Below are 22,769 nucleotides of genomic sequence, written 5' to 3' on the forward strand. Positions count from 1 at the left end.
CTACCAATGTTTAAATCAGAGCGTGTAAACTTATTAATTAGGATAGCAGGATCGTTATTTGTATATTTTCTGGTACTCTATAAAAATATACAATTATTCAATGAATGGGGAACTACAATTTTGTTCATTCTTGCTACAATATTTGTCATTGTCATCCTCGTAATGGATATTAGAAAATTATTTGAAAAATAAGTGATTTCGTTGCTTTGTTCCACAAAAATTAGTTTGAAAACTAAATATCCATTTATTATGCGAATTTGTAGGACGCGATTTCTATCATAAATAACTTTTGAACTTTTGGAAAGGATAATGGTGTACGAAAGGGTGTTTTTATGGTAGACGATAATGGTAAAAAATATACGGTAACTGGGACAGATATTGATGACGTAAAGAGGAAAAATGCGGATTCTGGTATGTCCTATAATGAAGTTAAGGAATTCATTGCTAAAAGTGCGTGTTCAAAAAGGAGGATAAAAAGGACCGAGAAGTTCTAGGCGGCGTAGCTTTGAGCACCGGAGTGTACATAACAGGTACATGAGGAGCGGAAAAGCAAGCCAACGAGCTTCTTCAAAGGAAGGCCGACTAAAAACGGGCTTTGCGCCCAACGTCGGCATACCCCTTTTGCAGGGGCATGTCATTTTTACCGGACTTTTTGAACATCCTCTAAAACAACTGGTGGATATGGTACAGGTTCATACAGTGATACGAATGCTGAAGAAGTAAAGAAGGAGAACCAGTAATCGTTTATTCCGCTGGCCAATTAAGACCAGCGGATGTTTTTGCTTTAGTTCAGTTTTTCCGTTCCATTTGCTGCTGCGCCATTTTAACCATTTCTTTTACCATATTACCACCAATTGGACCGCCGATCTTTCCTGCCTGTTTAGAAGTAAGTTCCTCGTTTCCTTCTTCTTTAAGTGGGATTCCTTCTTCTTTGGCGATCTCATATTTGACGTCATCGGGATGCTCACTGTTTACGTTATAACCTTTAGCCCTCATAACCCGTGTTTTTAGTTGCTCCAAATCCTTTTTTGCCATGAATATCACCCCTCATGGTATAGGTTTTCCAAAAAGATAATATTCACCCTGGAGATATTTAGGACAAATGCTCGTTTTTGTGTTGTGTTTCAGTAATAATTATTTTAGATAAAAGACAGGATGATGGAAGTTATGAGTGTTTATATGCCCAAAATTTCTCCTCACCTATGCTTCGATAACAGTATTAATCGGTTAATTTTCCCATACTGGCAGCCTCTTTCACTGACTCCTCTTCCCAGCATTTACACACATCGACCCATTCCTTGGCGAAGGAGAATTCGGCTAATTCTTCACAGGTCAATTCAATTGCAGAATTAGAGCTGCCACATGCCGGATAAACGGTGTCAAAACGTTGCAAAGAGATATCCAAATAGACATCAAGGTCTTGTACTAATCCAAATGGACAAACACCGCCAATCGCATGCCCTGTTTGTTCCAATACATCTTCTGGTGAAAGCATCCGTGCCTTGATTTGAAAAACTTGACGAAACTTTTTATTATCAATCTTGGCATCACCAGCAGTAACGATTAATATTGCCCTGTCTTCATTTCCTCTGAAGGATAAAGTCTTGGCGATCTGTGCTGGACGTACCCCGATCGTTTCTGCAGCCTGATCAACTGTCGCACTTGATGATTCAAATTCCATAATATCCTTATCCCGATCCCATTTTTTAAAATGATCTTTTACACTTTCCAATGACATGATACGCATCCTTTCTCTGATAATGTTACGAAAAATGATATCATTCCTGTTTGGTTATAGCAAAGGAAGTCCTAACCAAGTCTTATCATTCAACAGCCCAATTTCGTAAAATATCATTTTGGAATCTTTACATAAACACATAAATCAGTTATAATCATGACACATATTAATCATACTAAATTGATAAGGAAAGGGAGTTTTGGAATGGAAACCGCACAAAAGCTGAATCAACAGCCGGTCTCAATGAAACAGACTGCAAAAAACCCCGCTCCTCCGTTGAATCATTGGCAAAAGCCTCACGTTATTATTGGCTCGCTTGTTATTATATTACTCGGAGCCTATATATTGATTGAAACTACTCTGACACAAGGGGTCTTATATATATTAGGAATAGCACTCGGATTTACATTATTTCATGCGCGTTTTGGTTTTACTTCGGCATTTCGTCGATTGATGTCCGTGGGAAATGTTGAGGGTATTCAGGCACATATGATTATGCTTGCAGTAGCCTCAACCATCTTTGCAATTATTTTTGCAACCGGCTTTACATTGACTGGATCAAGTCCAAGCGGAAATGTTTCTCCTGTTGGGGTTAGTTTGATTGTCGGATCATTTATCTTTGGAATTGGCATGCAATTGGGTGGTGGATGTGCTTCTGGAACACTCTACCATGTGGGAAGCGGTCAATCACCAACTGTAATTACCTTGATTGGATTTATTGCCGGATCTGTGGTGGGTGCTTATCATTGGGGATTCTGGATGAACGATATGCCCAGCTTTCAACCATTTTCATTAGCTGAGTCTACTAATCTGGGTTATTTCGGTGCTTGGGCGGTACAGATCGTCCTGTTTGCCATCATTTATTGGGTTACCGTAAAAATAGCCAAGCGAAAGAAGCCGCCTATGATAAAGACGTTACCTACTGAACACGGCTGGAAGCGGATTTTTCGCGGATCATGGCCGTTAATTACCGCAGCAGTAGTGTTAGCAGTGCTGAATGGACTTGTTCTTATTGTTAGAGGAAGTCCATGGGGTATCACTTCAGCATTTGCCTTATGGGGTTCCAAAATTGTTAGTGCCTTTGGTATTGATGTATCCAGTTGGACGTATTGGAGTGGTGATCGTAGTGCATCATTAACCTCATCCGTCTTCACTGATTCGACCAGTGTGATGAATTTCGGGATCATCCTTGGCGCATTTATTGCTTCGTCCTCAGGTGGATTATTTAAGCCAAAAAAAATCAAACCCGGTGTGGCTCTAGCTTCACTCATTGGTGGTTTAATGATGGGATATGGTGCTCGCCTCGCATTTGGCTGTAATATTGGTGCTTATTTCAGCGGGATCGCTTCTTTCAGTTTGCACGGTTGGATTTGGGCCATCATGGCATTACTCGGAACATTTGTCGCCTTATTCCTCCGTCCATTGTTTGGTATGAGAAACCCGAATAAAAATGATTCATTTTGTTAGCAAGCTTTTAAAGAGTACAACTGAATACTGAATCGTTCCTGCAGTATCATAAGCCATGGAAAACATTTTAGTGTTTTAAAGCTGACATAAAAAGTCGTCTATTCTATCAAGACGACTTTTTATTCAGTTCACGTAAGAAGCAGGACTGCTATTCTACAACCAAGCGTTAATAAATTATCCTTATAGTTGCAGGATTTAGTGGTTCTACCCCAAACCTTACCCTTTCAAATTAATTCCCTGACATAAATTCACTTGGTATGGAGGTTAAATCAATTCCCCAGACTATTGGGACAAGGAAATAAACAGCAGCAATAATAATGATGGTTCCCACGATGTTAACCCAGAAACCGGATTTAACCATTTCAATGATTTTCAGCTTACCGGTACCGAAGATAATGGCATTCGGTGGTGTTCCTACAGGCAGCATAAATGCACAGTTAGAGGCCATTGCACACGGGATCATAAGTGCAAATGGATGAATGTTTAGAGCAACTGCTAATGCTGCAACTACCGGTAGTATCATTGTGGCTGTTGCTGTATTGGAAGTAATCTCTGTTAACATCATAATCAGTAAGGTAGCGGCAGAAATAATAATAAGTAAATGTAAACCATCCAAAACCGTTAGTTGTTTACCCAGCCAATCAGATAGACCAGTCTGCGTAAAGCCTGCTGCAATTGCTAAACCACCGCCAAAAAGTAGCAGGACGCCCCAAGGAATATCACGGGAGTCCTTCCAGGACAAGATACGACTTTCCGCGCGTGCCGGGATAGAAAAGAGCAGTATGGCGGCAAGCACAGCAATCATACCATCGGAAATTCCTGGTATTTCAACAATTCCTCCTTCTGTCCATAAGAAATCACGGGAAATCCACATAAATGCCGCAAAGAGAAACACAGCACCGACCATTTTCTCTTCATAGCTTATCTTACCTAATTTACCTCTTTCGTTCTGAATTAATTCCTTACCACCAGGCAGATGCTTTATACTTGTTTTAAAAGCAATTTTGCTCAAGTAAATCCATGTAAAGAAAATCATAAAAACAACAACCGGAACGGCAAATAACATCCAGGTTCCAAATGAAAGCTTCACACCAAATAGTTGATCAAGCTGACCTGCCAGAATAATGTTTGGTGGTGTTCCAATTAATGTTCCAAGACCTCCAATTGTTCCGGCATAACCGATACCAAAAATAAGCGATTTTTCAAATTTCGGTAATTCTTTTTCCCCGGGATCCCCTTTTAATACATTTGCTACTTGAGCGATAATAGCCAGTCCCATCGGAACCATCATCATAACAGCAGCAGTATTGGAAACCCACATCGATATGAAACCCGTTGCTGCCATAAACCCCAGTAAAATGCGCTGGATGCTTGTTCCAATTACGGAAATAATAAAAAGGGCAATTCGTTTATGCAAGTCCCATTTTTCCATTGCTGTTGCAATAAAAAAACCACCTAAAAATAAAAAGATAATATCATTTCCATATGCAGAAGCAACATCAGCACCATCCATTGCACCTGTTACAGGGATTAATATCAGCGGTAACAGTGAAGTCGCCGGAATAGGTATTGCTTCAGTAATCCACCATGTTGCAGTCCATAATGTTGCAGCAAGCACTGCCTTTCCTTCTGGTGATAATCCTTCTGGCTGGAAAAATAGCATTGTTAATATAAATAATGCCGGCCCTAAAATCAACCCAACCATTTGCGCTCTTGAATAAGGCTTTGGCGGCTGTTCACCTGATTTCCTGGAATGCGGCTGAGTTGTATCTTCCTCCGCAGCAACTTTAGTATTTCTATCTTCATCTTTCTCTTTTTTAGTAACACTTTTATGCAAGGAAAAAATATTCAATAATTTCTTTGTGCGCTTATGCTGCCTCCAAAGCTCCTGCCAAGTGCCTGCCATGTAATTCATCACTTGTATCCCCCCTTGTTGTAATTGCAAACGATTACCTTGAATTCATTCCTATTTTCTGTTATTTTGTTTTCCTTGTCAACTTTTATCGGATTAACAAGAGATTAAAAGAAAAAGAGGACGTATTATAATCGACATTTACAAAACGTGGGGTTTTATCTCATTTTTTTAACACAACTTTAATAGGAAAATAAATATTTGTTACAAAAACAGACTTTTTACCCAGAAAAAGTCTGTTTTTGTTGTGAAATTGATTCTATTGTCACTGGTATATTCATTAAAAATCCGATAAATTAGACATGACAGAAAATTATGTCGCATGACGAAATAGAAAGGGGAGGATTTAACAACTTTTTGTAAAGCAAATTTTAAAGTAAGGGGGAGGCAGATGTTCAAAAGAATTTCAGTCGTTTTATTAACTGCATTGTTAGTATTCAGCAACTTTTTCTATGTAAACGCTGCAGAAATAGGCGAAAAAACATTAAAACAGAATACGGAAAAAAAGGTCGATCCCGATGCGAAAAAGCTAAAGGAAACGACGGACCCGGCTGAAAAGGTCAGGGTTATTGTCGAATTGAAACAGGATGCGCCGATTGAAAGGGCAACGAAAAAAGGTACGATGTTTAAGCGTTTACAACCCACTGAAAAAAAGCAATTGCAAGAAACAGCAAAACAAGAACAAAATACAATAAAAGACAAAATGAAGTCGAAAAAGATTGACGCTGATTTTTTACAGGAGTTTACAACGGTTGTCAATGGCTTTAGTGCTGAAGTGAAACAGGGGGATATCAACGCAATTAAGAAGATTTCCAATGTAGACACGGTACATATTGTCAAGGAATATAAGCGGCCGGAAGTAAAACCAGAGATGAAGTACAGTAAGGAATTAGTTGAGGCACAAAAAGCTTGGCGTGATTATGGTTATAAAGGGGAAGGGATGACGGTTGGCATTATTGATACTGGTATTGATCCATCCCACCGCGACATGATACTTTCCGATGATACGGATCCAGCTCTGACGGAAAAATCGGTCAAGCAAACAGTAAAAGATGACGGACTTCCAGGCAAGTACTATACCGAAAAAGTTCCATACGGCTATAACTATATGGATGAAAATGATGAAATTCTCGATAGTGCTGCAGGCGCCTCCATGCATGGCATGCACGTTGCCGGAACAGTTGGCGCGAATGGCGATGAGGATGACGGAGGTATCAAAGGAATCGCCCCGGAATCCCAATTGTTAGCGCTTAAGGTTTTCGGAAATGATCCGGAAATGCAGTCGACGTATGGTGATGTTTACGTAAAAGCTATGGATGATGCGATTAAACTGGGTGCTGATGCATTGAACTTAAGCCTTGGTTCTCCAGCGGGTTATGTCGACTCGGAATCACCGGAACAACAAGCAGTAAAACGTGCAACTAATAACGGTGTGCTCGTTTCTATTTCAGCAGGTAATTCCAATAAGTTCGCTGAAGGATTCTATTACCCATTAGCCTCAAATCCGGATTACGGGGTAAGTGGTTCACCAGGGGTGGCTGAGGATTCATTACAAGTAGCTTCCTATGAAAATTCGTACATGGATGTCGATGCAGTCGATTATACGATCGACGGAAAAGCAGACAGCGCACCATACCTTTCAGCTGGTAATACGGACCCGCCCGAAAAAACATCATTTGAACTGATAGAGGCTGGTCTTGGGACACCGGAGGATTTTGCCGACAAGGATGTCAAAGGTAAATATGCCTTGGTTCAACGTGGTGGGGATATTGGCTTTACGGATAAGGCGCTTAATGCTCAAGAAGCAGGAGCGGAAGGGGTCATTATCTATAATAACACCGATGGCATCGTTAACATGGCAACCGATAATGCCATTACTATTCCGCAATTGTTCATGTTGAAAAATGATGGAGACAAGCTTGCTGCTGCATTAAAGGACGGTAAGTCGGTGACGTTGGAATTTGGTGGCGGGAAGGAAAAGATCGACAACCCGGATGCAGGAAAAATGAGCGCATTCTCATCTTGGGGACTGACCCCCGATTTGGACTTTAAACCGGAAATTACGACACCGGGTGGCCAAATCTTATCGACGCTAAATGATAATCAATATGGAATGATGAGTGGCACATCGATGGCAGCACCACATGCGAGCGGTGGTGGAGCACTTGTCCTGCAGCGAATTGACGATAAATTTGGGTTGGATAATAAAGATCGGGTTACCATGGCTAAAAACTTGATGATGAATACGACTAAATTGGTTGAATTGGATGGAGCCTTTGTCTCGCCACGACGCCAAGGTGCTGGATTGATGCAGCTTCATGCCGCTATGTCGACACCAATAATGGTTACCGAGGCAAAAACCGGTGAAGCAAAAGTGGCATTAAAACAAATCACGAAAAACAAAGTAACGTTCGAATTAACGGCAGAAAACATGACCGATAAAGCGGTTACGTATGATGTGAAAGCCAATGCGCAAACGGATCAGCCGGTTGCCAATGGAGACGATACGTTGGTTGCACCGAATGAATTTGGCGCATTGGAACTGGATGACGTGGCAACCGTTAATGGAGAAGACACCAGTCAGGTGGAAGTACCGGCAAATGGTGAAAAGACGGTGACTGTTTCCATCGATGTCAGTTCGGTGGACAAAGAATTATCGGGCGTTTTTACCAATGGTTACTGGCTGGAAGGATTTGTGACACTAACAGATCCATCTGACAATAATCCGAAGATCAACGTTCCATATGTCGGTTTCAAAGGGGATTGGGATCAAGCACCAATTATGGACAAGCCAATGTGGGATAACGATACGTATTACGGCATGACCGGTGTTGTCACATCCAGCGGAAAAGATGAAGATGGAAACGAAGCATTTGATTTTCTGGGAGAGAATTTACAAACCGGAGAGATGGATCCAGGCAAAATTGCATTTTCACCGAATGGGGATAAGGTTCAGGATGACGCGCTCATGATCTTGTCATTCTTAAGAAATGCTAAAGAAGTTAAATTTAATGTATTGGATGAAAACAAGAAAAAAGTCCGCACCATTCGAACGGAATCCGATGTTGCCAAGAACTACTATGATGGTGGGCAAGGGCCAATGTACGACTTATCCTCCTCAAGAAAATGGGACGGAAAAATCGATGGAAAAATGGCACCTGAAGGAAAATACTATTTGCAGGTAGAATCGGTCATTGATTATGATGACGCAAATTGGCAATCCCTTGAAGTTCCTGTCGTGTTGGACACCACTGCGCCTGAATTAACGGCAGATTTTGATAAAGATACTCAAACGATAACCGTTGATGCAAAAGATAATGCAGGTGGAAGTGGACTTGCCTATTGGGATGTGCTGGTAGATGGCGAATCTGTTTTGGACAAGCCGTATGTAAACGGCGAAACAAAGCATAAGCTAACGAAAAAGTTGGGTTCGGAGCAATCTTTAACTGTTAAGGCAGTTGATTATGCTGGAAATGAAACCACAAAAGAAGTAGCTAAGTCAACTGACACAACGATACCGGATTTACATTTAAAAACACCAGAATTCCTTGGAGTGGAAGCAACCGGTGAAGTAGAATTTTCCGGATATGTAACTGATAAATCAGGCATTAAAGAAGTGACTGTTGATGGCGAAAAGGCCAAACTCACGTATAACAAAGATAAAGACCGCTATGATTTCTCGATAACGGTCAAACATGATAAAGACGGATATTTCTTCAAATCTATTAAGGCAGTTGACAATGCCGGTAATGAAGCAGAAATTGGCCGGAGATATTTTGTCGATACTCAGAAAGCCAAGCTTGATGTAAAAGCAGATCAAAAAACAGATGCCGATAAAATAAAAGTCGATGCAACTGTTACTGATAATTTTGATGATATTCGGCTATATGTGAATGGAAATGAAGTGTATAAGCATGATCTATCTGAACCATACGGCATGAATGGTTTTGATAAGACGATCAAAGACATTGCGTTAAACTTGGAAGACGGCAAGAACGAATTTGAATTTAAGGTCGTTGATCTAGGTGGGCATGTGACGAAAAAGACCATCGTGATCGAGAAAGAAAAGGATGATTCAGGTGATACCGAATCAACTATTGCTGTGATGAAAGATCTTGTTGATCAATATGAGGAAAATGGTGATATCAAAAGTCACGATACTGCTAAACTACTAAACATGCAGTTAACAACGATCGGTTATTTTGAGAATAGTGGAGCAATGAATAAAGCAATCAATCATATGAACACGTTTAAACAATTGCTCGCATTTTATCAGAATAATAGTCAACTAACTGATGATGCGGCTGAAACGTTAATGAAGCATGCAGATAATTTGATTAAAGAATGGCAATAGAGACTATTGGTAAATGGTGTTCCACGAAATGGGTAAAGTGGAACACGCTATAAGCCATTTCGTGTATTAGGAGTGGGATGATGAATGTTAAACGAATCTTTAAGGTGATCAATCATCTGATAACGTTTCTATTATTTGCTGCGCTGTTAATAATGTTGCTAACAGTCATTTCAATGAAGGCTTCAGGCGGAGAAGCAAGTCTGTTTGGCTACCAAGTAAAAACCGTTTTGTCCGGATCGATGGAACCAGATATTCGGACAGGTTCGATTATTGCAGTCAAGGAAACGGATAGTCAGCATCCATTTCATAAGGGTGATGTGATCACATTTAAAACAAATGATGGCATGATTGTGACCCACCGCGTTATGCAAGTTCAGAAGAAAGATCAGACCTATATTACAAAAGGTGATGCCAATGATGCACCTGACCTGGAACCAGTAGCACAAGAAAATATTATCGGGACGTACAGCGGTTTTACCATTCCTTATCTTGGATATGTTATGAGCTTTACCAATTCTAAGGAAGGTGCGGCATTACTGATGGTGCTACCGGGGGTTTGCCTTGTTATCTATTCGATAATTACGATATACCGAGCACTTCGACAGATTGAACAGCCTAAAAAGGAAATAGAAACAGAATCCAAGTAAAAATCTTATGGGCGGAAAAATAAAAGGAGGAATAATCAATGGGTATTAAAAAACAATTGGGTATGGGAGTTATGTCAGCAGCATTGGGGATCGCATTAATTGGTGGAGGCACATATGCATATTTTAGTTCAAGTGAGACAACCAATAATACATTTGCTGCAGGGAAATTGGACTTATCTGTTCAACCTACAACGGTGATTGATGTAGATGAATTACAGCCAGGAGATTCCGTGATCCGGGACTTTGAATTACAAAATAATGGAACGCTGGATATGAATAAAGTTTTACTGGAGACCGATTACAGTGTGATTGATGATAAAGGGGATAACACGGATGACTTCGGTAAATATATTCAGGTTGAATTCCTATATAATGCCGATCAACTAAATGAGGTTATTTACGAAACAACATTAGCTGAACTAAAAGATATGGATCCGGAAGTAGTACATGATGAAGTATTCAGTCCTTTACTAGGGAAGAAAGGATTGGAAGCAGGGGATGAACATGATTTGGTTGTCAAGTTTAAATTTATTGATGACGGAAAAGATCAAAACCAATTCCAAGGCGACTCCTTAAACCTGGAATGGACATTTAATGCACAACAGACTGCTGGCGATGAAAAATAAGATGAATACAATATCCCACTAAAATCACCAGGACTGCCCGTTAGCAATGGCAGTCCTGGCGATTGCTTGTATGCAAAATCATGATACTTCTTTATTCAACGCCTTAAACAAGGCAAATAACATCAAAATCATTACAAAGGAAAATGGTAATGCCGCGATAATAATCGTATTCTGAATTGCCGTTAATCCACCGACATAGAGCAGAATCAATGCTACAGCTGATTGGGAAACTCCCCAGATAATCTTGACATTATTCGGCGGGGTTAACGAACCATGTGTTGACTGCATCCCCAAAACAAACGTTGCTGAGTCTGCTGAAGTAATAAAAAACGAGCCAATTAGCAAAATAGCAAAAATGGAAAGGATGAATGATAATGGTAATTGATCGAACATATTAAACAATACAAGCTCTGTCGTGTATTGGGTCAAATCTACTCCGCTATTTTGTACATCACCTGCCGTTGTCCCAAATGCTGCAAACCATATTGAAGTAAATAATGTTGGAATCACCATGACGCCTAACAAAAATTGCCGAATGGTGCGCCCACGAGAGACACGGGCAATGAACATTCCAACAAAAGGCGCCCATGCAATCCACCATGCCCAAAAGAAAATGGTCCAGTTATTATGCCATTCCCGATTGTCCCCTGTAAGTGGAGCTGTGCGAAAGCTCATTTCCACAATATGTTGCATATACTTTCCAAACGTATCAGTAAACATATCCAGTATGAGCAATGTAGGGCCGACGATGATGACGATAACAAGTAAAAGAGCGGCAAGCACCATATTGGTATTGGATAAATATTTAATCCCTTTGCTCAAACCTGACCACGCTGAAGCAATAAAGAGAACCGTTACCACAGCAATGATGACAAACTGTGCGGTAAAACCAACATTTATACCAAATAAATGCGAAAGCCCTCCATTAATTTGCGCTGCCCCAAAACCAAGCGAGGTTGCTACACCGAATACAGTTGCAAATACGGATAGTACATCGATCAGCACACCAAGCGGACCGTTCATTTTTTCTCCAAATAACGGCTTTAATGTTGCTGAAATCAATCCTGGTTCTTCCTTACGAAATTGAAAAAAAGCCAATGACAGTGCCACAATACCATACATAGCCCAAATATGTACGCCCCAGTGGAAATAGCTATAGGCAAGCCCTTCCTTAAATGCTGCATCAGTACCTGGTTTCTCTGTGGCAGCATCAAGTGCATAGTTAAATAATGGCTCCGCTGCCCCGTAGAAAACAAGACCAATCCCCATACCAGCTGAAAACAACATAGCAATCCATGTTGGTGTTGAGAAATCGGGTCGTTCATGATCCTTGCCAAGGCGAATTTTGCCGTATGGACTAATGGCAATGATGATTGCAACGATGAGCATGACCGCCATCAACAGCATGTAATACCAACCGAATGTAGTAGCTACAAAATCCTTTATGTTGCCAGTTATTCGTTCAAATTGTGAAGGAAATGCCACACCAAATATCACGGCTAAGACGACTATTACCAATGTTATGTAAAAAACCCTTGTAACTTTCTTCATGAATCCCCCTGATAAAGTTTTGACATAGGATTAACAATAACAAAGACCAGCAAGCAATGCAATGGGACATGTGGAGGGTACATGAATCCTCAACAAATAAAAGGTCAGCACCAAAATCTATTATTGAAATTAATGAATAAAAAGAGTGCATGATTGACCGGCATGTGCTATGATGAGATTAAATAAAATGATAACGCAACCACAAGGGGAGCTTTAAAGCTGAGAGAGAACGTTATTGTTCGGACCCTTTGAACCTGTTAGTTAGCACTAGCGTAGGGATGTGGTGAGTAAATGCGGATGGTTCGCTGGATTTATGGCTGCCCGATAAAAATCCGTATATTTCACCAATGTCTCCCTTTTGGTTCGTTCTGAAGGAGGCATTTTTATATGCGAAAATTAAGTTTGCAAACACTGATAGAAGTGGCCATACTTGCGGCATTTGCGATGGTGCTGGATCTATTGCCATCATTGCGTTTTGGACCGTCGATTTCCATTTCTTTTGCGATGATCCCAATATTTATCGTTGCCTTTCGCTGGGGATTCGTAGCGGCCAGCCTATCTGGTTTTCTTTGGGGACTTCTACAAATTGCGCTTGGTCAGGCATGGATACTTACCCCTACCCAAGCATTTATTGAATATTTTATTGCTTTTGCTTGTATTGGATTTGCAGGGCTGTTTTATCACCAAGTCAAAGGGAACCTACAAAAGGGACACAAAGGACATGCTTTGTTATGGATGACGATTGCCATATTTGTTGGCGGGGCGACACGTTATTTTTGGCATTTTGTCGCTGGGGTTATCTTCTTTAAGAAGTATGCCATTGAGGCGGGGAAATCACCATTTATTTATTCGCTGGTTACCAATGGCATCACCTATATCGCTGTCTCAATCGCCTGTGCGGTTATTTTGGGATTGATCGTTTCAAAGGCAGGACAAATCATCACCTCGGCGAAACAAATAGGTCAGCAGCGAAGGGCAGGTTAATAAAAGGACAGTCCTCTACCATTTTAGGGGACTGTCCTTTATTCAATCCGGATTGTATTTTTCTATTTTGGATGGTATTGACGCCCTGTTCACGGTAGATTCCTCACGCTTTTTCTTTCCCATCGCCCGTGACCGCTCTTCTCTCGATAGATTCCTCCTATTTTTACTCTCCTATCTGCCGTGAGAATCTGTAGCTAATTATGATTTTGTATTTTGTTTATCTATATTGTATGTCATTTTTCATCATTTACCTGTTCGATTTGACATGGATGTTGTATACTGGAAGAGGAAATAAAATATTCGTGTAACAGACTCGGGTGTCTAGCGCAACTGTTCAAGAGGTTCGAATGAATTCTGGCTGATGTGCCTCTTTTTGAACACGGAATAATAGACTTAAAATGGAAGTTCGGTGTAAATCCGACGCGGTCCCGCCACTGTAAATGGTTGTTGCCTTTTAATCCACTGTACATAGGTTTGTATGGGAAGGGAAGGGCAACGGTAACCATGAGCCAGGACACTGCCTGATTCTGAAACACCATGAACCTACGCGGATAGGGAGGTGTGCAACTTGGCTGGATGGTACTGCTTTGTCAAAAATAAGTATCCATCTACTGTTAATGAGTAGCACCCCTTTTTAATAGGAGGTGTTTTTTTATTGCTTATCCATGGTTATGAGAGAAGACTGCTTTGTAGCGCTATTTTGTAAACACTAGGGGGGACAATACGATCATGAAAAAGATTTATTTGGTTTTATTCACTGCTATCTTATTTTTAGGAATTTTAGCCGGTTGTGGAAATTCAGATGATAACGCTGAAAAAGGAAAGGATAATGCAGACAATACTAAAACAGAACAGACGGAGGAACAGGCTTTTCCGGTAACAGTGACCGATGGGAATGGATATAAATTAACCATTGATGAAAAACCGGAACGAATTGTCTCGGTTTTACCAAGTAATACGGAAATTGCTTTTGACCTGGGACTTGGCGATCAAATTGTTGGTGTATCTGACCATGATGATTTTCCGAAAGAGGCATCCGAAAAGGAAAAAATCGGTGGGCTGGAATTAAATGTGGAAAAAATTCTTTCACTTGATCCGCAATTGGTGCTTGCAGATCAAACCAATGACGAGAAAGCACTTAAACAAATTGAAGAAGCGGGCATTCCGGTATTGGTTGTTGCCAGTGCAAATAACTTTGATGAGGTTTACGATTCAATTCATTTGATTGGACAAGCCACAGGAACACTATATAAGGCTGACCAGATTATTGATGATATGAAGGAAAAATTAACTGCACTTAAGGATAAGGCAAATGCCATTGATAAAGATGACCAAAAAAAGGTTTACATGGAAATTTCCCCATCACCTGATATTTATACCGCTGGAAAAAATACGTTTATGGACGAGCTATTAACAATTATCCATGCGGAAAATGCTGCTGGTGATCAGGAAGGCTGGCCAAAAATAAATGAGGAACAGGCTATTGCAAGCAATCCGGATGTGATTATTACAACATACGGTTCATATGTGGACGATCCCGTTGCCGAAATAACCCAAAGAGATGGCTGGGAGGATGTATCAGCAGTTAAAAACGAACAAATTTATGATGTGGACGAAGATCTGGTTAACCGTCCAGGTCCACGATTGGTTGATGGTGTTGAGGAACTTGGAAAAGTGATTTATCCAGATGTATTCGATGACTAAGCGGATTACAGCGTACGGGATACTGTTTGTGATACTGGTTGTTTCCATGTTAATGGGCATTTCAATTGGAACAGTTCAGGTACCTGTTACAACTATTCTGAAGACTATTTTTGCTGCTATCTCACATACATCTATCTCCGATTCGGTGGATCCGATGTATGAAAATATTGTGATGAATGTACGCTTGCCACGAGTTATGTTATCGGGAATTATCGGAGCCTCGTTAGCGATTGCGGGTGCAGCCTTTCAGGGATTATTAAGAAATCCATTGGCAGACCCGTATACGCTGGGGGTTTCCTCCGGTGCTAGTGTTGGGGCAGTGTTGACAATTTTTTTGCATTTATCATTACCGTTTTTAGGGCTGTATACATTGCCGGTATTAAGTGTGGTGGCCTCGTTTTTGACGATTTTTTTGGTGCTCTTCTTTACCAAACGGGTCGACCGTAGTATGCGGGTGGAAACGATTATTTTGACCGGTGTCATCTTTAGTTCGTTCCTTGGTGCCCTTATCTCATTAATGATTGCATTAACCGGTGATGAGTTACGACAGATCATCGGCTGGTTACTTGGAAGTGTGTCCATGCGGGGATGGGATTACGTATGGATTATCCTGCCATTCTTTATTGTGGGAGCTGGTATTCTAATGCTGCATGCTACCGAATTAAATGCCATGTCATTCGGTGAACAACAAGCGAAACATTTAGGTGTTAACGTGGAACGAAAAAAGATGAATGTGTTGATTGCAGGATCGATACTAACCGGTGCAGCCGTGGCGGTTTCCGGGACGATTGGATTTGTCGGACTTGTCATTCCACATTTTATTCGTATTATTTGGGGACCGGATCATAAGCATTTACTTCCATTATCCATTTTAGCTGGTGCGGGCTTCCTGATCTTAGCTGATCTGGTGTCCCGAACGATAATTGCCCCGTCTGAATTACCGATTGGTGTTATTACTGCTTTGATCGGAGCACCTATATTTGCGGTTATTCTGATCAGGAGGAGAAATTGAATTTTTCGGGATTCTCCGCAGTAAGGTCGAAGAAGAACAACATGAGGCGGGAAGAGTTACCGGAAAACGGGAAAGATCAACTAGGGCTGGTAACTTGCCTTTAGTTAAACAGAAAGGAAGTAGCAATAACATGATTAATGTCCAAAATGTCTCAGGCGGTTATGCAAATAAGATCATCTTGCACAATATTTCCTTTCAAGTGGAAGAGGGAGAGTTTTTTGGAATTATTGGGCCTAATGGGAGTGGAAAAACTACACTATTAAATATGATTAATGGCATTCTGTCTGCTTATCAGGGTGAAATTACACTGAATGAAAAGCCGGTTACTGCTTATTCGGCCAAGGATTTTGCTCGTTGGGTTGCTGTCTTGCCACAGCATACGTCGCAAACATTCAACTACACGGTCAAAGAAACGGTTGCACTTGGCCGGTATGCCCATCAGAAAGGACACTTCCAATCATTTTCTGAAGCGGATGAACAGGTTGTCCGGGATGTGATGGACAAGACCGGTGTCATTACGTATCAGGATGCATTACTGGATCAATTATCTGGCGGAGAACGGCAGCGTGCTTATTTGGCACAGGCCCTTGCACAGCAGCCAAAAATTCTGTTACTTGATGAGCCGACCAATCATCTGGATTTAGCTTATCAAAAGGAATTACTTGATTTACTCAAACAATGGACTGCAAGCAAGACATTAACCGTTATTTCCATCTTCCATGATTTAAATCTTGCCAGTATCTATTGTGATCGTTTATTATTGCTGCACCGTGGGCAGACGAAAATTTGTGATCATCCCGATGTGGTATTAAAGACTAAAACGGTTCAGGAAGTTTATCAAACAAAGGTGGAAAAGCATCCACACCCACGAATTCCTAAGCCACAAATGATGATCGTTCCGGAAAAACTGCCTGCGGAAAAAAATCTACCCGTTGTGAATGAAAAACTGTTGCAAGTAAACGATCAGATGATTTATCTTAAGGCGCCGCTTCCATTAAAAGTGATGTCATCTGGTGTAACCGGTTCAGGGATGGGCTGGTATCGAACATTTGTGAATCGCCATGTGGATAAAGATTATGCTGAACTGGATTATCAGCAGGAAATGATGAATTATTTAACGTCTTACGATTTCGACCCGAATGAAACGGTGGGGATGATGACGGCGGTCAACGTAACCGATGTAGCTTATCAATTTTTGTCAACCCCTGATTGTTCGGTGTTTATTGTTGTGACTGCGGGTAGCGGCAATGCAGTTGATGTGGCATATGGAGGGGAACACGGCTTTTGTCAGAACTTGTCACCTGGTACGATTAATACGTGGGTGTTTGTAAACGGAACACTAACCGACACTGCATTTATCCAATCCATGATGACTGCGACAGAAGCAAAGGTAAAGGCATTGTATGATAACGGTGTATTGGATGAGATGACGGGGACACTGGCTACAGGAACCTCTACCGATAGTATCTTGATTGCAGCTACCCAACTTGGTTCGGAATTGTCTTTTGGCGGTTCAATTACACCGCTGGGAAGCCTCATTGGCAAAGGTGTTTATATGTGTACAAAGCAAGCACTTCTTAATGCCAAGGGGAACCAATCATGATTTATCATATATCGGCGATGGTTCTTGCCAGTATCATCGATTGGCTTATTGGTGATCCAAAAGGCTGGCCACATCCGGTAAAGGGATTTGGCAAGTTGATCACTTGGCTGGATAACCATTTGAATCGAGGTAACCGTCGTAAAATAAACGGTATGTTCATGGTTGGAATTGTTGCGAGTATTGTATTGTTTAGCAGTTTGTTCCTTGTATTGCTTAGTTACTATCTACACCCGATTTTTGGAATGATAGCAGAAGGATGTTTGATTGCGACAACAATTTCAGCCAACAGTTTACGAAAGGCAGCACTTGAAGTTTACTCGCCATTAAATCAACAAGATATACCGATGGCAAGAAAAAAGCTGTCATGTATCGTGGGACGTGATACGGATCAGTTGCAAGAAACAGACATTATCCGCGGAGCGGTTGAAACGGTAGCAGAAAATACAAATGATGGAATTACGGCGCCTTTATTCTGGGGTTTGCTTGGCGGTGCGCCGTTCGCACTGGTTTATCGGGCTGTCAACACGTGTGATTCAATGGTGGGCTATCAAAATGACCGCTACCAGGAGTTTGGGTATGCATCGGCAAAGCTTGATGATATCCTTAATTGGATTCCCGCCCGTTTAACCGCCCTGACAATGCTGCTGGTGGTACAACCTGTCTATGAAACACGCCGAACCGCTTTAACTATGTTATTAAGGGATGCCCATAAGCATAAAAGCCCGAACAGTGGGTGGGGCGAGGCGGCGGTCGCTTCCTTGTTGGGCATTCAGCTTGGCGGGGTAAATACATATCAAGGGGAATTATCCATTGCCGAACGAATGGGAAATGCTCGTCAACCATTAAAACAGACGCATATTTTACAAACAATTACGATTATGCAGCGAACGGCTAGCCTATTTCTTCTTATTTTATTGATTGGAGGCGTTACGATTGGCCTGGCCATTACATGGATCGAACCCATATTACGTGTATGAACATATGTGTTTAACGATGCCTGATACAGTAGTAGATTTTAGCGTGAACCTCAATCCGTTTGGTCCACCTGAATCATTGAAACAGCATTGGGACGGTTGGTTTGATAAGATAACTGATTACCCGGATCCTGATGGAAGACAATTGAAAAAGCAGATTGCCGAAACAGCGCAAATTTCAGAATCAGCCATTTTATTGGGAAACGGTGGAGCGGAACTTATTTCATTATTGGCGCAGTTTTTTCAAAGGAAACGAATTTTGATTATCGATCCATCATTTTCCGAATATGAACGTATGTGTCAAACGTACAACTGTCAGATTTCCCACTTTACTTTGAGGGAAAATGATTGGAAATTGCCGTTAGATGAAATGAATAAACAGATCAAGGAAAATGATGTATTGTTTCTCTGTCATCCCAATAATCCTACGGGTATCAGTTATACCATCGAAGAACTTCTAAAAATAGCAACGTTATGCAAAAAAAACGATTGTTATCTGGTAATTGATGAAGCGTTTTATGATTTTCTCCTAGATCCCAAAACAATTGTCGGTTTCCTTCGAGATTTTTCCAATGTCATTATTCTCCGGTCATTGACAAAAATGTACGCGATTGCCGGACTTCGATTGGGCTATATGCTGGCCGCACCATCTTTGATTGAACGTTTTCGTCGTTATCAAGTACATTGGAATGTTAATGCCCTTGCAATAGCGGCCGGAATAAAATGTTTGCAGACAACCGATTATGTACAGCGGACGCAGGAATTTATTGGCGAGGAACGTGGACGCCTATTTTCAGTATTACGGAAGAATGGCTATCAAATGTCCAACAGTGACGTCAATTTTTATTTGTTGCGTGATCCGCAATTGGATGAGCAATTACCTTTGTTTCGCTTTTTGTTGGAACGTGGTCTTGTACCCCGGCATACGGCCAATTATCGTGGGTTAAACGGCCGCTGGTTACGATTTTCGATTAAACAGGCTGAGCAAAATGATCGGTTGATGGAGGAGCTAATCAAATGGAAAAGCACGGACTGATTTTTATTACGGGTGGCGCCAGAAGCGGAAAAAGCACATTTGCCGAGCAATATGCGGTTTGTTATGCGCAGGACGCCGACGGATATCTGTGTTATCTTGCTACTTCGGAACCTGAAGATACGGAGATGCAACAGCGGATTACCCTCCATCAGCGGCAACGGGAAAAACAGAACTGGAAAACCATTGAGTGTCCTATTTATATTGCTTCTATTGTGGATCGTGTAAGTGAGCAGGATATTGTATTGTTGGATTGCCTCACCATTTTGTTGACAAATGAATTATTCTCCAGCAATCTGTCGGAAAATGATTGGGCAAGTACGGATTATCAGCAAGCTGTAAGCAAACATATTTTAACTGATATTTTACGGATCCAGTTTAAAGCCCAGGCACTGATCATTGTCTCAAATGAGGTATTAAATGAACCTTTAAGCAATAACGCCATGGTCAACGTATATAGCAAAATACTTGGGCAATTACATCAATATCTGGTGAAAAATGCCAATGAAGCATATGTAATCGAATCAGGTATACCAATCATGATGAAGGGAGAGAGGACCAAATGAACGGCATCATGATTCAGGGGACCGCTTCTAATGTTGGGAAAAGTCTCATTGTTACAGCCTTGTGTCGTATCATTACCAACCTGGGCTATTCCGTTGCTCCATTTAAATCACAAAATATGTCCAACTTTACACAAAAGCTTGCAGACGGTTTGGAAATTTCCCGTGCACAAGTGATTCAAGCCGAGGCAGCAAAACAGGCACCAACTGTATGGATGAATCCGATTGTACTAAAGCCGACATCCGAAAAATCTGCGGAGACAATCATTTTGGGAAAATCACTGGGAACGGTAGGTGGACATAACTACAGAGGGGATTATTATGAAATGGGCATGGCAGCAATTAAACAATCATTGATGGCGCTGGATAAGCACGATGTCATCATTATGGAAGGGGCAGGGAGTCCGGTTGAAATGAATTTGCGTGACAAGGAATTGGTGAACATGTCGATCGCAACGCTTGCTGATGTCCCGGTTATACTTGTTGCTGATATTGAACGAGGAGGCGTGTTTGCCAGTATTGTTGGCACATTGGCGCTCCTTACTGCTCCAGAACGTGAACGGGTACAAGGCATTATCATCAATAAATTTACGGGTGAACCGGGTACTTTTATGGATGGTATTCAATGGATCGAAAAGTATACCGGATTACCGGTTTTAGGTGTTATCCCCCGTGTGCAGCATGCGATTGCAGCTGAGGATGCACTATCCGGACAAATACAGCCAGATGTGACCAGAGTACCTGAAACAGGGGATCGTTATGAGGATTTAGCAGCAAAACTGGGTAACTATTTGGATGGAAACCGGATCCTGGATATCATCAAGCGGCGAGATGTAAGATGAAAGCATACATATCTGGACTTATTATTGTTATCCAATTTTTTAGTATACTACCAATTACAAAAGAAATCCCAATGACACCAAAAAATCTGGATCGTGCAGTTCGTATGTTTCCAGTGTTTGGTATGTTTTTAGGGCTGGCTTATTCCGGTGTATTGTACGGGCTGCTGCAAGGCACACCATTTTCTCCACTGGCTGTTGCTTTTTGTCTTTGGCTCCTGCCGATTGTATTGACTGGTGGCATTCATCTGGATGGCTGGATGGACAGTTGTGATGCCTACTTTTCCTATCGTGATGTTCATAAGCGTTTGGAAATACTTAAGGATCCACGAGTTGGCGCCTTTGGTGTATTAAGTGTGATCGTCCCGCTTGGTGCCAGGTTTTTGTTTATCTATGAAATTATTTTATTACATACACCGTTAACCTATCTTTTAGTGGGAGTTATTCCGGTATTGAGCCGCATGGCAATGGGGATGATGCTAAGGCTCGTTCCCGTGGCAAAGCAATCCGGGCTTGGTTACACGTTTCAACAAGCATGTACGTCAACAACACTATGGAATTATTGGATTATATTGGTGCCGGTTCTGATCGTATTATTTGCTTTTTCGTCCAAGGGTGGACTGCTTGTGATGCTGATGTTTGCAGGAACGCTCATCTTATTTTTAGGCTTGCGGAAAAAAGCTGTCAAGTGGTTTGGTGGCATAACCGGTGATATTGTCGGTGCATCGGTGGAAGGAGTGGAAGTCTATTTATGGATGATGGTGTGGCTATTTCATTACTTCGCCATGGGATGACCGAGGAAAACCAGCGGGGTGCGTATATTGGCTGGACGGACGTATCGTTAAGTACAGAAGGAAAAGGAATCCTTAAACGAAACAAACCATGCATGAAGACAGTTGATCAATTGTTTTCGAGTGATTTGCGGCGTTGTTTGGAAACGGCGGCGATTCTATTTCCCAATCTTCCTATTCAAAAACGTACAGCCTTCAGAGAAATGAATTTTGGCTTATGGGAGGGGAGAACCTATGAGGAATTAAAGCAGCTTACGTCCTATCGTCAATGGCTGGATGATCCGTTTCATTGTCATCCGGATGGTGGAGAAACATTTACGGTCTTTGAAAAACGGGTTGTGGCAGGATTTGCATTAGTCAAAGACAAAATGATGGATACGAATGCAAAAGAGAGTGTAATCGTAACACATGGCGGGGTTATTCGCCTATTATTATCTACTATATGCAATCGGTCATTTTTTAACTGGAAGATTCCCTATGGTGGGGGGTATCGGTTAATCTGGACAAAAGACGATTTTAGGAGGGGTGACAAATGCATGTCATTACAGGAGGTTCCTATAACGGAAAATCAGCGTGGGTGAAAACGCACTACCAATTGGATAAACAGCGATCATTTCGCTGGATTTCCGCTTACCGTGGCAACAAATGTCCTCAAGTCATGGATGTCAATGATGATATACTTATTCTTTCCGGGGTCGAGCTATGGGTTCAGCAGTTGTTAAAAACAAGTGATTTTGCTGCCATCCGCGAAGTAGGAACCAACATGATTGAGGAATGGCTGAAATGGGAACAGCAATCACTCATTCGTCATCTTGTCGTGATTGGCTCAGATATTTCCAAAGGGATTGTGCCACTGGAGAGAGAAATGCGCGAATACCGGGATGCGGCAGGCTGGTTTTTTCAAGATCTGGTTGTCAATTGTTCCAGATTTGATTTACTCTGGTATGGAATTGCTCGGCGAATGAAATAGA

20 protein-coding genes and 2 riboswitches are annotated in these 22,769 nt (G+C 41.5%); of the genes, 16 read left to right on the forward strand and 4 right to left on the reverse strand.

From position 1 onward, the window contains the following. The first annotated feature begins 332 nt into the window (after positions 1–332). Positions 333–494 (forward strand): hypothetical protein, encoded by a 162-nt coding sequence (locus O2S85_RS05235; RefSeq protein ID WP_269411645.1) that lies wholly within the window; start codon positions 333–335, stop codon positions 492–494. 295 nt (positions 495–789) lie between these two features. Here the strand turns inward: O2S85_RS05235 and O2S85_RS05240 are convergent, their stop codons facing one another. Further along, positions 790–1,035 (reverse strand): alpha/beta-type small acid-soluble spore protein, encoded by a 246-nt coding sequence (locus O2S85_RS05240; protein ID WP_269411646.1) that lies wholly within the window; start codon positions 1,033–1,035, stop codon positions 790–792. 184 nt (positions 1,036–1,219) lie between these two features. Further along, positions 1,220–1,738, reverse strand: coding sequence for a YbaK/EbsC family protein (locus tag O2S85_RS05245; RefSeq protein ID WP_269411647.1), 519 nt, complete (start codon positions 1,736–1,738; stop codon positions 1,220–1,222). Between the two features lie 204 nt (positions 1,739–1,942). Here O2S85_RS05245 and O2S85_RS05250 point away from each other — a divergent pair, with 204 nt between their 5' ends. Continuing rightward, positions 1,943–3,205, forward strand: coding sequence for a YeeE/YedE family protein (locus tag O2S85_RS05250; RefSeq protein ID WP_439649435.1), 1,263 nt, complete (start codon positions 1,943–1,945; stop codon positions 3,203–3,205). Positions 3,206–3,434: 229 nt separating this feature from the next. Here the strand turns inward: O2S85_RS05250 and O2S85_RS05255 are convergent, their stop codons facing one another. Further along, positions 3,435–5,120 (reverse strand): SLC13 family permease, encoded by a 1,686-nt coding sequence (locus O2S85_RS05255; protein WP_269412481.1) that lies wholly within the window; start codon positions 5,118–5,120, stop codon positions 3,435–3,437. A gap of 388 nt (positions 5,121–5,508) precedes the next feature. Here O2S85_RS05255 and O2S85_RS05260 point away from each other — a divergent pair, with 388 nt between their 5' ends. The 3 genes from O2S85_RS05260 to O2S85_RS05270 all read left to right on the forward strand — a co-directional run bounded on the left by O2S85_RS05260 (position 5,509) and on the right by O2S85_RS05270 (position 10,744). Continuing rightward, positions 5,509–9,471, forward strand: coding sequence for a S8 family serine peptidase (locus O2S85_RS05260; RefSeq protein WP_269411648.1), 3,963 nt, complete (start codon positions 5,509–5,511; stop codon positions 9,469–9,471). 80 nt (positions 9,472–9,551) lie between these two features. Continuing rightward, positions 9,552–10,118 carry a signal peptidase I SipW gene (sipW, locus tag O2S85_RS05265; RefSeq protein ID WP_269412482.1) on the forward strand — a complete coding sequence of 189 codons (567 nt, stop codon included), beginning with the start codon at positions 9,552–9,554 and terminating at the stop codon, positions 10,116–10,118. A gap of 38 nt (positions 10,119–10,156) precedes the next feature. Next, a complete protein-coding gene (locus O2S85_RS05270; protein ID WP_269411649.1) occupies positions 10,157–10,744 on the forward strand; it encodes a CalY family protein in 588 nt (195 codons plus the stop codon). Positions 10,745–10,822: 78 nt separating this feature from the next. Here the strand turns inward: O2S85_RS05270 and O2S85_RS05275 are convergent, their stop codons facing one another. Continuing rightward, the gene (locus tag O2S85_RS05275; RefSeq protein ID WP_269411650.1) at positions 10,823–12,295 is read right to left on the reverse strand and encodes a BCCT family transporter; all 1,473 of its coding nucleotides are present in this window, start codon (positions 12,293–12,295) and stop codon (positions 10,823–10,825) included. 194 nt (positions 12,296–12,489) lie between these two features. Next, positions 12,490–12,591, forward strand: a riboswitch (TPP riboswitch). A gap of 91 nt (positions 12,592–12,682) precedes the next feature. Here O2S85_RS05275 and thiT point away from each other — a divergent pair. The 11 genes from thiT to O2S85_RS05330 all read left to right on the forward strand — a co-directional run bounded on the left by thiT (position 12,683) and on the right by O2S85_RS05330 (position 22,768). After that, the gene (thiT, locus tag O2S85_RS05280) at positions 12,683–13,279 is read left to right on the forward strand and encodes an energy-coupled thiamine transporter ThiT (protein WP_269411651.1); all 597 of its coding nucleotides are present in this window, start codon (positions 12,683–12,685) and stop codon (positions 13,277–13,279) included. A gap of 344 nt (positions 13,280–13,623) precedes the next feature. Beyond that, positions 13,624–13,818, forward strand: a riboswitch (cobalamin riboswitch). 190 nt (positions 13,819–14,008) lie between these two features. Then, positions 14,009–14,983 carry an ABC transporter substrate-binding protein gene (locus O2S85_RS05285; RefSeq protein ID WP_269411652.1) on the forward strand — a complete coding sequence of 325 codons (975 nt, stop codon included), beginning with the start codon at positions 14,009–14,011 and terminating at the stop codon, positions 14,981–14,983. Further along, complete coding sequence (locus O2S85_RS05290; protein ID WP_269411653.1) at positions 14,967–15,995, forward strand: FecCD family ABC transporter permease; 1,029 nt, start codon at positions 14,967–14,969, stop codon at positions 15,993–15,995. Before O2S85_RS05285 ends, O2S85_RS05290 begins: the two co-directional genes overlap by 17 nt. 130 nt (positions 15,996–16,125) lie before the next feature. Next, on the forward strand, positions 16,126–17,598 hold the full coding sequence (locus O2S85_RS05295; RefSeq protein ID WP_269411654.1) for an adenosylcobinamide amidohydrolase: 1,473 nt from the start codon (positions 16,126–16,128) through the stop codon (positions 17,596–17,598). Then, complete coding sequence (cbiB, locus tag O2S85_RS05300) at positions 17,595–18,575, forward strand: adenosylcobinamide-phosphate synthase CbiB (RefSeq protein WP_367746101.1); 981 nt, start codon at positions 17,595–17,597, stop codon at positions 18,573–18,575. The genes O2S85_RS05295 and cbiB overlap by 4 nt, the downstream gene beginning before the upstream one ends. Beyond that, positions 18,532–19,608, forward strand: coding sequence for a threonine-phosphate decarboxylase CobD (gene cobD / locus O2S85_RS05305; RefSeq protein ID WP_269411655.1), 1,077 nt, complete (start codon positions 18,532–18,534; stop codon positions 19,606–19,608). The genes cbiB and cobD overlap by 44 nt, the downstream gene beginning before the upstream one ends. Beyond that, positions 19,590–20,171, forward strand: coding sequence for a bifunctional adenosylcobinamide kinase/adenosylcobinamide-phosphate guanylyltransferase (locus O2S85_RS05310; RefSeq protein ID WP_269411656.1), 582 nt, complete (start codon positions 19,590–19,592; stop codon positions 20,169–20,171). Before cobD ends, O2S85_RS05310 begins: the two co-directional genes overlap by 19 nt. Next, positions 20,168–21,010 (forward strand): cobyric acid synthase, encoded by an 843-nt coding sequence (locus O2S85_RS05315; RefSeq protein ID WP_269411657.1) that lies wholly within the window; start codon positions 20,168–20,170, stop codon positions 21,008–21,010. Before O2S85_RS05310 ends, O2S85_RS05315 begins: the two co-directional genes overlap by 4 nt. Then, on the forward strand, positions 21,007–21,801 hold the full coding sequence (locus tag O2S85_RS05320; RefSeq protein ID WP_269411658.1) for an adenosylcobinamide-GDP ribazoletransferase: 795 nt from the start codon (positions 21,007–21,009) through the stop codon (positions 21,799–21,801). The genes O2S85_RS05315 and O2S85_RS05320 overlap by 4 nt, the downstream gene beginning before the upstream one ends. Continuing rightward, positions 21,759–22,379: a histidine phosphatase family protein gene (locus O2S85_RS05325; RefSeq protein WP_269411659.1), complete on the forward strand. Its 621-nt coding sequence runs from the start codon at positions 21,759–21,761 to the stop codon at positions 22,377–22,379. Before O2S85_RS05320 ends, O2S85_RS05325 begins: the two co-directional genes overlap by 43 nt. Beyond that, positions 22,331–22,768: a bifunctional adenosylcobinamide kinase/adenosylcobinamide-phosphate guanylyltransferase gene (locus tag O2S85_RS05330; protein ID WP_269411660.1), complete on the forward strand. Its 438-nt coding sequence runs from the start codon at positions 22,331–22,333 to the stop codon at positions 22,766–22,768. Before O2S85_RS05325 ends, O2S85_RS05330 begins: the two co-directional genes overlap by 49 nt. The last annotated feature ends 1 nt before the right edge of the window (position 22,769 follow it).

Source organism: Lentibacillus daqui, assembly GCF_027186265.1.
Classification (GTDB): domain Bacteria; phylum Bacillota; class Bacilli; order Bacillales; family Amphibacillaceae; genus Lentibacillus_C; species Lentibacillus_C daqui.